The 15072-nt window shown below is 65.2% G+C and carries 11 protein-coding genes; 2 read left to right on the top strand and 9 right to left on the bottom strand.

Annotated elements, in window-relative coordinates; translation table 11 throughout:
• Positions 1–157 precede the first annotated feature (157 nt).
• Together ACCQ09_RS04630 and ACCQ09_RS04625 are read left to right on the top strand one after the other, a co-directional pair.
• Complete coding sequence (locus ACCQ09_RS04630) at positions 158–2593, top strand: penicillin-binding protein 1A (protein ID WP_040940735.1); 2436 nt, start codon at positions 158–160, stop codon at positions 2591–2593.
• 429 nt (positions 2594–3022) lie between these two features.
• On the top strand, positions 3023–3673 hold the full coding sequence (locus ACCQ09_RS04625) for a hypothetical protein (protein WP_040940734.1): 651 nt from the start codon (positions 3023–3025) through the stop codon (positions 3671–3673).
• Between the two features lie 122 nt (positions 3674–3795).
• On the opposite strand, the gene ACCQ09_RS04620 is transcribed toward ACCQ09_RS04625, so the two are convergent.
• The 9 genes from ACCQ09_RS04620 to ACCQ09_RS04580 form a co-directional block, all read right to left on the bottom strand.
• Entirely contained in the window at positions 3796–5085 is a 1290-nt protein-coding gene (locus ACCQ09_RS04620) for a citrate synthase (protein WP_016944651.1), read from the bottom strand.
• A 229-nt stretch (positions 5086–5314) separates the two neighbouring features.
• Complete coding sequence (locus ACCQ09_RS04615; RefSeq protein WP_011038339.1) at positions 5315–5557, bottom strand: type B 50S ribosomal protein L31; 243 nt, start codon at positions 5555–5557, stop codon at positions 5315–5317.
• A gap of 71 nt (positions 5558–5628) precedes the next feature.
• The gene (locus tag ACCQ09_RS04610) at positions 5629–6567 is read right to left on the bottom strand and encodes a nucleoside hydrolase (protein ID WP_042597623.1); all 939 of its coding nucleotides are present in this window, start codon (positions 6565–6567) and stop codon (positions 5629–5631) included.
• A 128-nt stretch (positions 6568–6695) separates the two neighbouring features.
• The gene (gene recG, locus ACCQ09_RS04605) at positions 6696–8837 is read right to left on the bottom strand and encodes an ATP-dependent DNA helicase RecG (RefSeq protein ID WP_012437496.1); all 2142 of its coding nucleotides are present in this window, start codon (positions 8835–8837) and stop codon (positions 6696–6698) included.
• An 18-nt stretch (positions 8838–8855) separates the two neighbouring features.
• On the bottom strand, positions 8856–9236 hold the full coding sequence (locus tag ACCQ09_RS04600; RefSeq protein WP_011038342.1) for a RidA family protein: 381 nt from the start codon (positions 9234–9236) through the stop codon (positions 8856–8858).
• Between the two features lie 137 nt (positions 9237–9373).
• On the bottom strand, positions 9374–10915 hold the full coding sequence (gene garD / locus ACCQ09_RS04595) for a galactarate dehydratase (protein WP_323370232.1): 1542 nt from the start codon (positions 10913–10915) through the stop codon (positions 9374–9376).
• A gap of 34 nt (positions 10916–10949) precedes the next feature.
• The gene (locus ACCQ09_RS04590) at positions 10950–12221 is read right to left on the bottom strand and encodes an OprD family porin (RefSeq protein WP_050912061.1); all 1272 of its coding nucleotides are present in this window, start codon (positions 12219–12221) and stop codon (positions 10950–10952) included.
• Positions 12222–12298: 77 nt separating this feature from the next.
• The gene (gene gudD / locus ACCQ09_RS04585) at positions 12299–13654 is read right to left on the bottom strand and encodes a glucarate dehydratase (protein WP_228427709.1); all 1356 of its coding nucleotides are present in this window, start codon (positions 13652–13654) and stop codon (positions 12299–12301) included.
• A gap of 19 nt (positions 13655–13673) precedes the next feature.
• Positions 13674–15038: an MFS transporter gene (locus ACCQ09_RS04580; protein ID WP_012437492.1), complete on the bottom strand. Its 1365-nt coding sequence runs from the start codon at positions 15036–15038 to the stop codon at positions 13674–13676.
• Positions 15039–15072: the final 34 nt, after the last annotated feature.

Genomic DNA, 15072 nt, shown 5'->3' with positions numbered 1-15072 from the left:
CAAATTTTAACAGTTGACAACCCCTTCACGCACGAAGCAATGGCTCCATGACGTGACCCCAGTGGTGTCTTCTGCGATCCCCAGAGTTCGGCCCCAGCCAAACCCGGCGTCATCTATACTCTGTGACCAAGAAATCTGCAATCGGAATCTCTCTTACATGCTCCGTATTCGCCGTTGGCTGGGCTGGATCCTGGCCACGCTCGTCGTGCTTGCCGTGCTTGGTGCTATTGCCGCCGGCGGCTTGTACTACGCCATTTCCTCCAAGTTGCCGGACGTGCAATCGCTCAAGCAGGTCGAACTGCAGGAGCCGATGTACGTGTACTCGAGCGATGGCCGGCTGATGGCCGTCTATGGCGAGACGCGCCGCTACCCCATCCAGATGAAGGAGGTTCCGGAGCGGCTCAAGCAGGCGTTCCTGGCCACCGAGGATGCGCGCTTCTACGAGCATGGCGGCGTGGACTACAAGGGCATCGCCCGCGCGGTCTGGCTGCTGGCCAGTACCGACGCCAAGCGCGTGCCGGGTGGCTCGACCATCACCCAGCAGGTGGCGCGGCAGTTCTTTCTCAATTCCGAATACAGCTACACCCGCAAGCTGGCCGAGATCCTACTGGCGCGCAAGATCGAGGGCGAGCTGACCAAGGACGAAATCTTCGAGCTGTATTTGAACAAGAGCTTCTTCGGTAACCGCGCTTACGGCGTGGGTGCTGCAGCCGAGTACTACTACGGCAAGAAGATGGCCGACCTGAGCCTGGACGAGATGGCCTCGCTGGCCGGCATCCCCAAGTTCCCGTCCAGCGGCAACCCGATCAGCAACCCCGAGCGCGCGCGCGAACGCCGCGACTACTACGTGCTGCAGCGCATGGCCGACCTGGGCTTCGTCACCCAGGCCGAGGCCGACGCGGCCAAGGCGGTGCCGATGCACGCCAAGCCGCACGAGCCACCGGTGGAGGTCTATGCCCCATACGTGGCCGAGCTGGTGCGCCAGGAAATGATCGCCAAGTACGGCGGCGACGTGCTCAACAAGGGCTACCACGTCACCACCACCATCGATTCCACCTTGCAGACCGGCGCCGATGCGGCGGTTGCCGAAGGCCTGCGCCTGTACGACCACCGCCATGGCTGGCACGGCGTGGAGCAGCACTTCGATGTCGCCGCCGATGCGGATGCGCCGGCCCTGGCCAAGCATCTGTCGGGCGTGTTCACCCAAGGCGGCCTGCGCGCCGTGATCGTGGCGCGCACCAACGCCGACGGCGGTGTGACCGTCGTGCAGAGCGACAAGACCGAGCTGACCTTGCCGGCCAGCGCCAGCCGCTGGACCAACAAGACTCCGGCCAAGCTGCTGACCCGCGGCGACCTGACCCGCATCCGTGCCGGCGAAAAGGACGGCGAGTGGATCATCGATCAGCTGCCGCGCGGCCAGGCCGCGTTGGTGTCGCTGGACGCCAACAGTGGCGCGTTGCGCGCTCTGGTCGGCGGCTTCAGTTTTGCCGGCAACAAGTTCAACCGCGCCACCCAGGCGCGACGCCAGCCGGGCTCGAGCTTCAAGCCGTTCGTGTATGCGGCGGCGTTCGAGAAGGGCTTCAACCCGGCCTCGATTGTGCTGGATGCACCGGTGGTGTTCCGCGACCGCCGCGGCAAGACCTGGTCGCCACAGAATGATGGCGGCGGCTTCCGTGGGCCGATGCGCCTGCGTGAGGCGCTGGTGCAGTCGCGCAATCTGGTGTCGGTGCGTTTGCTGGATGCGATCAGCGTCGATTTCGCGCGCAAGTACATCAGCCAGTTCGGCTTCCAGGAGGCCGAGCTGCCGCCCAACCTGTCGATGTCGCTGGGCACCGCATCGCTGACACCGCTGTCGGTGGCACGCGGTTACGCGGTGTTCGCCAATGGCGGCTCGCGTGTGGACACCTGGATCGTGGACGAGGTGAAGGACCGCGACGGCAATGTGGTCTTCAAGGAAGTGCCCGCTGTGGCCTGCCGCACCTGCGCCACGCAGGGCGGCACCGCCGCCCCGGTCAGCCAGGTGGTGGATGGCTTCAACTTCGGCGCGCCCGCGCTGCCCAAGTCGATCGAGCCAGCCGCCGCGACGCCTGCCACGCCTGCCACGCCTGCGGAAACTACCCCCGCAGCCACCGCCGAAACCAAGATCGCGCCCCGCGCCATCGACGAGCGCACTGCGTATCAGCTGGTCTCGATGATGCGCGACGTGGTCCAGCGCGGCACCGGCACCGCGGCCAAGGTGCTGGGACGCGAAGATGTGGGTGGCAAGACCGGCTCCACCAACGATCACCGCGACGCCTGGTTCTCCGGCTTTGGCGGCCCGTACGCCACCACGGTGTGGGTTGGTCGCGACGACTTCCGCTCGCTGGGGTATCGCGAATACGGCGGCAAGGCCGCGCTGCCGATCTGGATCGACTACATGCGCGTGGCCTTGAAGGACAAGCCGATCGCGGCCAACGACCCGCCCGATGGCATGACACAGGCGACCATCAATGGCGCGGTGGAGTGGGTCAAGAACGAAGACCTCGACCGTCTGCAGGATTACGACTACGGTCTGCAGGAACAGCAGGACGAAAAAGCGTTCGACATCTTCTAAAGCTGTTCCAGGCGGTGTGATGCCAGCAGCGGAGCCCAGGTGGCTCCGCTGTTTTTTTTGGGCAAGCGATTGATGCGGCGTGATGCTGGGCGTTGCTGATCGGTTGCGATGGCCTCCTCCGCCATGCCGCATCTCGCTGCGTTATCGACGCCCAGGACATGCACGCTACCTGGGCCAACTCAGTGCCGGCACTGAACGTATGCGCGACGCCCCACAGTTCCTATCCGCGCTGCGGATGCCCAGCGTTCGCCACGCATGCGTGACAGGTTTCATCGCCGCCGCGCGCAGCGCCCATGCGATGCCTGAGCGCGGTAGCCGATCACCTGCCAACGCCGCGTCCAGGCGGCGCTATCTCCCCAACGATTGTCATCGGCAACTTCACTACGCTCGTGTAGAGTCGAAGTCAGGTTCAGACAGGGGAGCCCGGCCATGCATCACGCACGCCAACATGCCGACACGCGCACCCGAGAGCGCCGTCACCGGCTCGCCCATGAGGCCGCCCGACTGATGGCCGAAGGCGGCATCCGCGATTTCCATCAAGCCAAACTCAAGGCGGCCAGCCGGCTCCGCATCCACGACGATGCATCACTGCCACGCAACCGCGAGATCGAAGACGCGCTGCGCGAGTATCAGCGTCTGTTCGCCGGCCCCGAGCATGGCGTGCGCTTGCGGCAACGGCGCGAGGCCGCGTTACGTGCGCTGGATTTCCTCAGCCCTTTCCAGCCACGGCTGACCGGCCCGGTACTGGATGGCACCGCCGACGCCAAAGCGCCGGTGCAATTGCAGCTGCACAGCGACGATGCCGATGCAGTGCAACGATTTCTCGAAGAACACCGTATTCCTGCCGAATTGCGCACGCGCCGGCTGCGCCTGGATCGCGAACGTAGCAGCGAGTTTCCAGTGTGGCTGTTCAGCGCGGAAGACCTGACCTTCGACCTGACAGTGCTGCCATACGACGCACTGCGCCAGGCACCGCTATCGCAGCTGGACGAAAAACCGATGGCACGCGCCTCTGCAGCGCAGTTGCGGCAGTTGCTGGCGGACGAAGAGATTCAGGGCTACGTGCAGCCACTGCGGTAAGCAGCAGACCGCACCATTGCATTGCGCCAGGACCGGCCCGGCACTGCCCACAGCACTCCAGGCCGCAACGCAAAACGCCCCGCAATGCGGGGCGTTTGGTCAAACAACCAACTCCGGGGCGCTTAGCGCTTGCCGGCGTCGGTGTAGTCGCGTTTGTCGTAGCCGGTGTAGATCTGGCGCGGACGGCCGATCTTCATTTCCGGGTCGACCTGCTGCTCCAGCCAATGCGACACCCAGCCGGCGGTGCGGGCAATGGCGAACATCACGGTGAACATTTCCACCGGGATATTGAGCGCCTTGTAGATGAGGCCCGAGTAGAAGTCCACGTTCGGGTACAGCTTGCGCTGCACGAAGTAGTCGTCCTTCAACGCGGCTTCTTCCAGCTTCAGGGCAACTTCCAGCAGCGGGTCGTTGACACCCAGCTCGCCCAGCACCTTGTGGGTCATCTCGCGGATGATCTTGGCGCGCGGGTCGAAGTTCTTGTAGACGCGGTGACCGAAGCCCATCAGACGGAACGAGGAGTTCTTGTCCTTGGCCTTGGCCACGGCGGACTCGACGTTGTCAGCGGTGCCGATCTCTTCCAGCATCTTCAGCACGGCTTCGTTGGCGCCACCGTGTGCCGGGCCCCACAGCGCGGTGATACCAGCTGCCACGGACGCGTACGGGTTGGCACCGGTCGAACCGACCAGACGCACGGTCGAGGTGGAGGCATTCTGCTCGTGATCGGCGTGCAGGATGAACAGCAGATCCAGTGCCTTGGCAACGACCGGGTTGATCTCCAGCGGCTCGCTCGGCACTTCGAACATCATGTGCAGGAAGCGGTCGACGTAGTTCAGGTTGTTGCGCGGATAGCGGATCGGCCAGCCGATCGAGTAACGGTACGCCGCAGCAGCCAGGGTCGGCACCTTGGCGATCAGACGGATGGCGGCCTGACGGCGCTGCTCCGGATCGTTGAGGTCCAGGGTGTCGTGGTAGAACGCCGACAGCGAGGCCACCGACCCGGCCAGCATGGCCATCGGGTGTGCATCGTGGCGGAAACCGCCGAGGAAGTTCTTCAGCGACTCGTGCATCATCGTGTGATGCGTCACTTCGTGGTCGAACTTCTTGAATTCGTCCGCCGTCGGCAGTTCGCCGTTCATCAGCAGATACGAAACTTCCAGGAAGCTGGACTTCTCGGCCAACTGTTCGATCGGGTAGCCGCGGTACAGCAGCACGCCATTGTCGCCATCGATGTAGGTGATGGCCGACTTGCAACTGGCGGTGGCGGTGAAACCCGAGTCGTAGGTGAACAGACCGGTTTCTTTGGTCAGCTTGGAAATATCGACGCAATCATTGCCCAACGTGGGCTTGAGAACCGGCAGAACGACCGACTTGTCGCCGGCGTTGAGCGTGACCTGATCAAGATCGGACACTGTGTACGCTCCTTCAGTGGAAGGCGCCTGATCCCACATGGGCAGGCACGTGATGGAAGTCCAAGGCATCGCCTCGGATCACGTCATTATCGCACAGCAGCATTTTGGCCGTCGCTTGGACAGAAGTCGTAGACGCACCCGTCAGGGGCGCAAAAGCGAAGCGGGAATTCCCCAAAAAACAACGGCCGCGCAATGCGCGGCCGTTGCCGGTACAGCCCGTCCTGCAAGCTCAGCGCGCGTAGCGCTTCTGGAACTTGTCGATACGGCCGCCGGTGTCGATCACCTTGTGCTTGCCGGTATAGAACGGGTGCGATGCGGAGGAAATTTCCACCTTGATCAGCGGATAGTCCTGGCCGTCTTCCCACTTCACGGTCTCTTTCGAGCTCATGGTGGAACGGGTCAGGATCTTGAAATCCGAGGTCACGTCGTGGAAGACGACGTCGTTGTAGCTGGGATGAACGTTATCTTTCATGGACTTGGCGCCGGGCTGCCTGGGTAAGCCGGGCATTATAGCCACCGCCCGGCACCCGGTGCAAGCCGGCCCTAGCCGGCCGCCAGCGCCTGCCCGACCAGGCCGTAGAAGCGCTGGCGGTCGTAGTCCAGCAACAGGGTGGCGTTGTCGGCCGCCCCGCCCTGCCGGTTCCAGTCCACCAGGGTCATGCCGCGGGTGTGCGTGCCCGACAATTCGATGTGCACCGGCCGCTGCTCCAGGCGCTGCGCGCCGTCCGGGTGCAGGGCGAAGGCCATCGCCAACGCGTCGGCGGCATACCAGTACTCGCCCCGGCTGTCCTCCGACCACAGCCGGGTCTTGCGCGAGATTTCTTCGTAGAAGCGTGCACGCGGCGAATCGGCCGCCAGCCACTGCTCCACATCACGGTGCAGCAGGCCGTGCGCGACGGTCGCCTCCCAATCGGCCACATCGAACTGCGGAAACCCGCGGAACACGATATGCGCCGCCTCCGGGTCGAAGCCGATATTGAATTCAGCCGCGGCGGTAATGTTGCCGTGCCCGGTCAGCGCCCCGCCCATCACCACCAGCCGCGCCACACGCTGTGGCAGGGTCGGGTCCAGGGTCAGAGCCAGGGCGAGGTTGGTCAGCGGGCCAAGTGCCACCAGCAACAACTCGCCTGCATGCACGTGCGACAGCCGCAGGATGGCCAGCGCGGCATGCTCGGCGTCCGCAGCCCGCGCGGCAGGCGGCAGGCCGACATCGCCGAAGCCGTCGATGCCATGCACATGCGCCGCGTCCACCGACGGGTGCAGCAGCGGTTGCGGGCAGCCCGCATACACCGGCACATCGGCGCGACCGGCCACCTCGCACACTTTGAGCGCATTGCGCACGGTGTGCTCCAGACCGACATTGCCTGCGGCGATGGTCAGGCCGACCACGTCATGGCGGGTATCGTTGAACGCCATCAGCAGCGCCAGCGCGTCATCCACGCCCGGGTCGGTGTCGATCAGCAGCGGTATCTTTTTTGTCATGGGATTCGGAATTGGTCATTCGGGATTCGTTGTCGCATCTTCGCAAGGATCGGCGAGGCAAGCGAATCAGATGAGGCAGCAGCCCCGCCCTGACAAATCCCCACTCCCAAATCCCCAATCCCCGCCACTCAAGCGGCCGCATACCGCACTGCGCCACCGATCCAGCGTGCGACCACGCGGTCGGCGATCTCCGGCGCTTCGTCGAGCAAGCGCTCCGCCAGCACCTGCACCCGCGGCAGCAGGCCGGCATCGCGCGCCAGGTCGGCGATGCGGAAACTCGCCAGACCGGTCTGGCGCGTACCCAGCAACTCGCCGGGGCCACGCAGCTCCAGATCCCTTTCGGCAATCACGAAGCCATCGTTGGTCTGGCGCATGGTCTCCAACCGCTGGCGTGCCATCAGCGACAACGGGCCCTGGTAGAGCAGCACGCAGCTGGACGCCGCCGCGCCGCGCCCGACCCGCCCGCGCAACTGGTGCAACTGGGCCAGGCCAAGGCGCTCGGCGTTCTCGATGATCATCAGCGAGGCGTTGGGCACATCCACGCCCACTTCAATCACGGTGGTGGCGACCAGCAGATCGGTGCGGCCCTGCTTGAAATCCAGCATGGCCTGCTGCTTTTCGGCCGGTTTCATGCGCCCGTGTACCAGCGCCACGCGCACGCCCGGCAGTTGCGCCGAGAGCGTTTCGAAGGTGACCTGCGCGGCCTGTGCTTCGATGCGCGGCGGGCCGTTCTGCGCGCCCTTGTCGGTGTCTTCGCTTTCTTCGATCAGGGTACAGACCCAGTACGCCTGCCGGCCTTCGGCACACGCGGCGCGAATGCGCTCCACCAGCTCGGGCCGGCGCTCGGCGCTCAGCACGATGGTCTGCACCGGCGTGCGGCCGGGCGGCAGTTCGTCGATGGCCGAGACGTCCAGATCCGCATAGGCCGCCATTGCCAGCGTGCGCGGGATCGGCGTGGCGGTCATCACCAGTTGATGCGGCACGCTGCCGGCAGCCGCACCCTTGTCGCGCAGCGCCAGGCGCTGATGCACGCCGAAGCGGTGCTGCTCGTCGATGATGGCCAGCGCCAGATCGTGGAAGACCACCGCGTCCTGCATCAGCGCATGCGTGCCCACCACCACCTGTGCCTGCCCGGAGGCTACTTCGGCCATCGCCGCGGCGCGCGCCTTGCCGGTGACCTTGCCGGCCAGCCAGACGATGCGCACGCCCAGCGGTTCCAGCCAGCCACGCAGGTTGGCCAGATGCTGCTCGGCCAGCAGCTCGGTGGGCGCAGCCAGGGCCACTTGTTTGCCGTGTTCGACCGCCAACATCGCGGCCAGTGCCGCCACCACGGTCTTGCCGCTGCCCACATCGCCCTGCACCAGCCGCAGCATCGGTGCCGGCTGCGCCAGATCGTGGGCGATCTGCTCGAACACGCGCTGCTGCGCGCCGGTGAGCTGGAACGGCAAGGCCTTGCGTAACTGCTGCACCAAGCGGCCACCGCGCAACTGCGGTGCGCGGAAGCGCTGCAGCGCGATGCGTTGCCGGCGCAGGCTCACTTGATGCGCCAGCAGTTCTTCGATGGCCAATCGCTGTTGCGCCGGATGTCCGCCGGCCAGCAGTTGCTGCGGGTCGGTGTCCACCGGTGGGCGATGCATGGTCAGCAGCGCGCTGCGTAGCGACGGCAGCTGTTCGTCCTGCAACCAGTGCGGCGGCAGCAGTTCCAGCGCGGCCTCCGGAGGCAAACGCTCCAATGCCTGGCCGATCAGCTTGCGCAGCGTGGCCGGCCCGACACCTTCCAGCACCGGATACACCGGGTCCAGGCAATCGCCCAGGCCCGCATCTTCATCCGGCGCCAGGACGCGGTAACTGGGGTGAACGATTTCCCAGCCGTTCTGGCCAGGCTTGGGCGTGCCGAACACGCGCAAGCGCGTGCCCGGGGAAAACTGCGCAACCTGGGCCGCGCGAAAGTGGAAGAAGCGCAGCACCAGCGTGCCGTACGAGTCGTCCGACATTGCCACGCGCAACACCGGGCGGAAGCGGAAGCCGCGCTCCATCGCTTCCACACGCCCCTCGATCTGCGCCGGCACCCCGCCCTGCAACTGCGCGATGGTGGTCAGGCGGGTGCGGTCTTCGTAGCGCAGCGGCAGATGCAGCCACAGATCCTGCAGGCTGAGAATGCCGCGCGCGGCAAATTTCTCGGCCACTTTCGGGCCGACCCCGGGCAAGCTGGAAAGCGGCGCCTGGCCAGCGACGGCCAGGCTTGGGGTGACGGAACGCGCGCGCGGCACGGCGAATCGCGCCTTCAGTCAGTCGAGCACCATCACTGCGTCGACCTCGAAGCCAGCGCCCTTGGGCAGGCCCGACACCTCAATGGTCGAGCGCGCCGGGAACGGCGCCTGGAAGTATTCCTGCATCACCGCGTTGACGGCGGCGAACTGGCCCAGATCGGTCAGGTACAGGCCCAAACGTACGATCTTGTCGAGCGAGCCGCCCGCGGCTTCGGCCACGGCCTTGAGGTTGTCGAACGCACGCCGCGCCTGCGCGCCGATGTCGCCGGGCACGATCTCGCCGGTGGCCGGGTCCAGCGGAATCTGCCCGGAAAAATACACGGTGTTGCCGGCACGCACGGCCTGGGAATACGGACCGATGGCGGCAGGCGCCTGATCGGTATGGATGATCTGGGACATGGGAACTCCGTCAACACTGAAAACGAACGCCCATTGTATCGGCGCACGCCAGGCACGGGCCATGGCAGCGTGGCCACCGCCGGCGCGCCCTACGCGGCAGCGCTCGGCGGCCATCAGCCGTCCTCGGCAGCCGGCGCTCAGGTGATCGGCGCCGGATTGAACAAGGCCAGGTCGTTGTGCAGGCGGTGTTGCTCGGTCCAGGTGCGCTGCCCGCTGGCTACATCGAGATAGCGCTGGAACAGTTCCCAGCCGAGTTGGTCCAGCGTCTTGGCCCCGCTCGCCACCCCACCGGCATCGATATCCATCAGATCGGACCAGCGCTGCGCCAACTCGGTGCGCGTGGCCACCTTGATCACCGGCACCATGCTCAGCCCGTACGGCGTGCCACGCCCGGTGGTGAAGACGTGCAGGTTCATGCCGGCGGCCACCTGCAAGGTGCCGCAGACAAAATCGCTGGCCGGCGTGGCGCAGTACTGCAAGCCGCGCCCCTTGACCCGCTCTCCCGGCGGCACCACGCCGTTGATGGGTGACGAGCCGGACTTGGCGATCGAGCCCATCGCCTTTTCCACGATATTGGCCAGCCCGCCCTTCTTGTTGCCCGGGGTGGTGTTGGCGCTGCGGTCGGCCTGGCCGCGCGCCAGGTAGGCGTCATACCAGGCCATCTCGCGCACCAGCGCCTTGGCGACCTCGGCATTGGCGGCGCGTGGCACCAGCAGGTGGATGCCATCGCGCACTTCGGTGTTTTCCGAAAACATCACGGTCGCGCCGGCACGCACCAGCAGGTCGGCCGCGATGCCCAGGCCCGGGTTGGCAGTGACGCCTGAAAACGCATCGCTGCCACCACATTGCATGCCCACCACCAGCTCGCTGGCCGGCACGGTTTCGCGGCGGCGGGTGTCGAGGTGGCGCAGCCGTTCTTCGGCCATCTGCATGATCGAGCCAACCATGTCGGCGAAGCCCAGGCTGGCCTCCTGTAGCCGATAGATGCCGCTGTCGTCGGCGCTGGCATCGTCCGGCAGCAGGCGCTCGGGCGCGAGTTTTTCGCAGCCCAGGCCCACGATCAACGCCTGCCCGCCGAAGTTGGGGCTGCGCGCGATATTGCGCAGCGTGCGGATGGGAATGATGGCCTCGGGCGCGGTGATGGCCACGCCGCAGCCGTAGACATGATTGATCGCCACCACGTCATCGACATTGGGGTACTTGGGCAGCAGTTCGGCGCGGATCCGGGCAACCGCATGGCCCAGCACACCCACCACGCACTGCACGCTGGTCATGATGCCGAGAATGTTGCGGGTGCCGACGCTGCCATCGCGATTGCGATAGCCCTGGAACGTATACCCCTCCAGTGGCGCGGCGGCAGCCGGTGGCTGCGGCGTCAGATCCAGTGCTGCCAGTTCCGGTGCGGTGGGCATCTCCAGCAACTGCTCGCTGACCCAGGCGCCGCGTGCGATGTCGTCGGCCGCAGTGCCGATGACCGCGCCCAGGCGGCGCACTGCCGTGCCCTTGCGCAGCGCCTGCAATGCAATCTTTTGACCTTGCGGAATGTGCTCGATCGCGGTCACCCCGTCCTGGAACGTGGCGCCCGGCGGCGCACCGCCATCGTTGACGACGATGGCGACGTTGTCCTGAGGATGCGCTTGCAGACTGAGCCAGCGCGGCAGTTGCTGGGTGGCGGACATCATGGGCTTACCTTGCAAACAGGGGAGAGGAACATCACTGGCCAGGCGTATCGAACTGGCGCTTGTATTGCAGAATCAATCGATTCTCGTCGACGTTGCGCTGGTAGTTGGAGCGAAACGTACCGTTGAACCAGATCACGCTGAAATGCTTGAGACGCGGGCTCTGAAACCGGTAGGTGGTGAGCACGTCACGCGCCCACTCGCGGCCTTCGCCTGCATAGGTCGCAGGCCGCGCGTCATCGCCGTGGATGTAGCGTGCCATGACGCTGAGCCCGGGGATGCCGATGCTCTTGCCATCGATGCTGTAACGCAGCTGCCAGCTGCGCTCGCCGCGTTCGAGAAAGTCGTTGATGAAGGTCCAGTTGAAGACATTGCCGTCGGTACCGCCTGGCCAGGGCATGGCGCTGGGCCCGGACAGGCGTTGATAGCCGGCGCCGAATTCATGCCCGCCAGTGCGCCAGGACACCATGCTGCTGAACATGCGGTTGTCGATTGGCCCGGCACGCGATTGGCCGACGTCATCGGTGCGGAAATAGCGCAGGTCTACACGCAACTGATCCTTGCCGAAGGCGTGCGTCTGGATCAGGTTGTAGAGCTGCTGGCGATAGATGTCTTCCATCAGCGCGCCCTGATAGCGCAGCTGCGTGCCGGGCGCAACGCTGTAGGTGGCCGACACCAGATTCAACGCATCCGCATCCGGGGTCCCCAGAAAACGGCGGTTCTTGTTGGTCAAGGTGATCGGCACGCGCGAATCGCCGTCGCGATACCAGGCACTGGTGAAACGCGCGAGCAGCAGATCGAGCTTGGGCACGTCCTTGGATTCCAGCGTCACGCCTTGAAACGTCTCCGGCATGATGCGGGTGATGCTGGCGCGTACCAGCGGCTCGTTGGGAATGAAGCTGCCCCACTTCAATTCGGTTTGCGAGGCACGCAGTTTGAGTGTGGGCGCCACCCGCATCAGCGCGTGTTGCGCGGTGCCATCGTCGTTATTGGGCAGCAAGCCGGTGCCGCCCTCGGCGCGCACGCCATCGAGCTTGAAGTCGCCGATGCCGAGCAGATCCAGGCCGGCACCGACGGGACCACGGGTGTAGCCGCTCTTGGCATCCACCACGAAGCCCTGTGCCCATTCGGCGCGTTTGCCCTGCCCTTCGCCACTGCGGAAGTCACGGTTGTAATAGAAGTTGAGCGCAGTGACGTCCACGCCCGCGCCATCCCAGAACCCATCGTCCGGTGCCTGTGCGCGTGCGCGCCCGGCGGCACCAACCGCCAGCAGCGCGGCGCTGCCGAGTGCCAGTACGTGTTTCATGTCAACCGCCCTCCGCGGTGGTGAAGCGGTGCATGCAACCTGGCGCAATGCACCCGTCTTGGCCTGCGACGCCACAGCTAGCGCACCAGGCACGGACGCTTGTTGTCGAATGCCCAGTTTGGAATCAGGCACTGCATGCCTGCCGCGTCGTCGCGGGCACCCAGGCTCAGGCTCTGATAGGTGCGATGCGCCGCATCCAGTGCGTCCATGTCCAACTCGATGCCCAGGCCCGGTTTGGCAGGCACCTGGATCTGGCCGCCTGCAATTGTCAACGGCGCGTGCGTCAGGCGTTGACCGTCCTGCCAGATCCAGTGCGTATCGATCGCCGTTACGCGCCCGGGTGCGGCGGCGGCCACGTGGGTGAACATGGCCAGCGAAATATCGAAGTGATTGTTGGAATGCGAACCCCAGGTCAGGCCCCAATCGCGACACATCTGCGCAACGCGCACCGAACCTTGCAGCGTCCAGAAATGCGGATCGGCCAACGGAATATCCACCGATTGCAGCTGGATGGCATGGCCCATCTGGCGCCAGTCGGTGGCGATCATGTTGGTGGCCGTGGGCAGGCCGGTGGCACGCCGAAACTCGGCCATGACTTCGCGCCCGGAATACCCATCCTGCGCACCGCATGGGTCTTCGGCATACGCCAGCACGCCGTGCAGATCGCGGCACAGCGCAATGGCCTGCTCCAGCGACCACGCGCCATTGGGATCGAGCGTGATGCGCGCCTGCGGGAAGCGTGCATGCAAGGCGCGGATGGCCTCGATCTCCTGCTCGCCGCGCAGCACGCCGCCCTTGAGCTTGAAATCACGGAAGCCATATTTGTCGTAGGCCGCCTCCGCCAGTGCAACCACGGCCTCGGGGGTCAATGCCTCCTCGTCACGCAGCGATTCCCAGCGATCGCGCGCGCCGCTGCCATCGCGGTAGGCCACGCTGGCTTTGCGGCGGTCGCCGATGAAGAACAGATAGCCAAGCACATCCACCGCGTCACGTTGCTGGCCTTCACCCAGTAACGCAGCCACCGGCTGCTCCAGAAATTGCCCAAGCAGGTCCAGCAATGCCGACTCGATCGCGGTGACCGCATGGATGGTGATGCGCAGGTCGAAGGTCTGCAGGCCACGGCCCGCACTGTCGCGGTCGGCAAAGGTTGCGCGCACCTGATTGAGGATGCGCTGGTAGTCGGCAATGGGCCGGTCAAGGATCAACCCGGCGGCCTCGCGCAACAGCGCGGCAATCGCCTCGCCGCCCGGCACTTCGCCCACGCCGATGCGCCCGGAGGAATCGCGCAAGACCAGCACTTTGCGGGTGAAGTACGGTGCGTGCGCGCCACTCAGGTTCAGCAGCATGCTGTCCTGCCCGGCGACCGGCACCACGCGCACGTCGGTGATGCGTGGTGTCGCGCTGCTGCGCGCACTTGAAGAATGGATGTTCATTGAAGGATCTCCGCGTGAATCACAGCGCTGCAGGAAGGGGCATGGACGGGCCGCCAGGCGGCGCCTTCAGCTCCACCCGCTTGATCTGGCCGACCACCACCAGGTAAGACACCACCGCCAGCAAGGCGTTGAATCCAACGAACACCAGGGCCCACTCGAAGGTGCCGGTGGTGGAGACGATGTAGCCGATCACGATCGGCGTGGTGATGCCGGCCATGTTGCCGAAGGTGTTGAACAGGCCGCCCGAGAGCCCTGCGATTTCCTTGGGCGAGGTGTCGGCCACCACCGCCCAGCCGAGCGCGCCAATGCCTTTGCCGAAGAACGCCAGCGCCATCAAGCCGACCACCATCCATTCGGCCTGCACGTAGTTGCAGCCGATCATCGTCACCGACATCAACATGCCAACCACGATCGGCGTCTTGCGCGCCACGGTGAGCGAGTAGCCGCGCCGCACCATGCGATCGGACACGTAACCGCCCAGCACGCCGCCGATGAAGCCGCACACCGCCGGTAGCGAGGCAACGAAGCCTGCTTCCAGGATCGACATGCCACGCTCCTTGACCAGATACACCGGGAACCAGGTCAAAAAGAAGTACGTCAGCGTGGTAATGCAGTACTGGCCGATGTACACGCCCAGCAACATGCGATTGCCCAGCAGCTGCTTGGCGTAATGCCATTGCGCTCCCTTGACGTGCTGGCTTGGCGTGTTGCGCTGCTCCATGTCCACCAGTGCACCGTTGCGCTGGATGTACTCCAGTTCCTGCGCCGACAAGCGCGGATGCTCGCGCGGTGCATAGATGGTCTTTCTCCACAGCGCGGCCAGCAGCACGCCGGCCGCACCCATCACCAGGAACACGTGCTCCCATCCCCAGGCATGCACCAGCCAGCCCATCAGCGGCGCGAAGGCCACGGTGGCGAAGTACTGTGCGGAGTTGAAGATCGAGGCGGCCAAGCCGCGTTCGGCTGTGGGAAACCACGCCGCCACGATGCGGCTGTTACCCGGGAACGAGGGCGCTTCGGCGATGCCCACCAAAAAGCGCAGCACGAACAAGGTGGTGACCGCCCAAGCCACCGGCACCCAGCCGATGAATCCCTGCAGCACGGTGAACAGCGACCAGGTCAGCAGGGACAGGCCATACACGCGCCGTGAGCCGAAGCGGTCGAGCAACCAGCCTCCCGGAATCTGCCCGGCCACGTAGGCCCAGCCGAATGCCGAGAAAATGAAACCCATCTGCAGTGCATCGATGCCCAGCGAGTCCTGCACGGCGGAGCCGGCAATGGACAAGGTGGCGCGGTCCGCATAGTTGATCGTGGTCACCACGAACAACATCAGCAAGATCAGATAACGCCTGCGCGGAACTGTCTTCGAATCGGGAGCCATCATCGTTCCTCACCTATGACGATGGAAGCGCAGTGCG

The sequence above is a fragment of the Xanthomonas sp. NCPPB 2586 genome (genome assembly GCF_041475775.2).
GTDB classification, from domain to species: Bacteria; Pseudomonadota; Gammaproteobacteria; order Xanthomonadales; family Xanthomonadaceae; genus Xanthomonas; species Xanthomonas campestris.
The sequence above is the reverse complement of the archived record's forward strand: the minus strand, read 5'-3'. Positions and strand labels throughout refer to the sequence as shown.

Coding starts and splice junctions, on each gene's coding strand:
- ACCQ09_RS04630 (WP_040940735.1), top strand. CDS start 158: ATGCTCCGTATTCGCCGTTGGCTGGGCTGGATCCTGGCCACGCTCGTC.
- ACCQ09_RS04625 (WP_040940734.1), top strand. CDS start 3,023: ATGCATCACGCACGCCAACATGCCGACACGCGCACCCGAGAGCGCCGT.
- ACCQ09_RS04615 (WP_011038339.1), bottom strand. CDS start 5,557: ATGAAAGATAACGTTCATCCCAGCTACAACGACGTCGTCTTCCACGAC.
- ACCQ09_RS04610 (WP_042597623.1), bottom strand. CDS start 6,567: ATGACAAAAAAGATACCGCTGCTGATCGACACCGACCCGGGCGTGGAT.
- ACCQ09_RS04600 (WP_011038342.1), bottom strand. CDS start 9,236: ATGTCCCAGATCATCCATACCGATCAGGCGCCTGCCGCCATCGGTCCG.
- garD (WP_323370232.1), bottom strand. CDS start 10,915: ATGTCCGCCACCCAGCAACTGCCGCGCTGGCTCAGTCTGCAAGCGCAT.
- ACCQ09_RS04590 (WP_050912061.1), bottom strand. CDS start 12,221: ATGAAACACGTACTGGCACTCGGCAGCGCCGCGCTGCTGGCGGTTGGT.
- gudD (WP_228427709.1), bottom strand. CDS start 13,654: ATGAACATCCATTCTTCAAGTGCGCGCAGCAGCGCGACACCACGCATC.
- ACCQ09_RS04580 (WP_012437492.1), bottom strand. CDS start 15,038: ATGATGGCTCCCGATTCGAAGACAGTTCCGCGCAGGCGTTATCTGATC.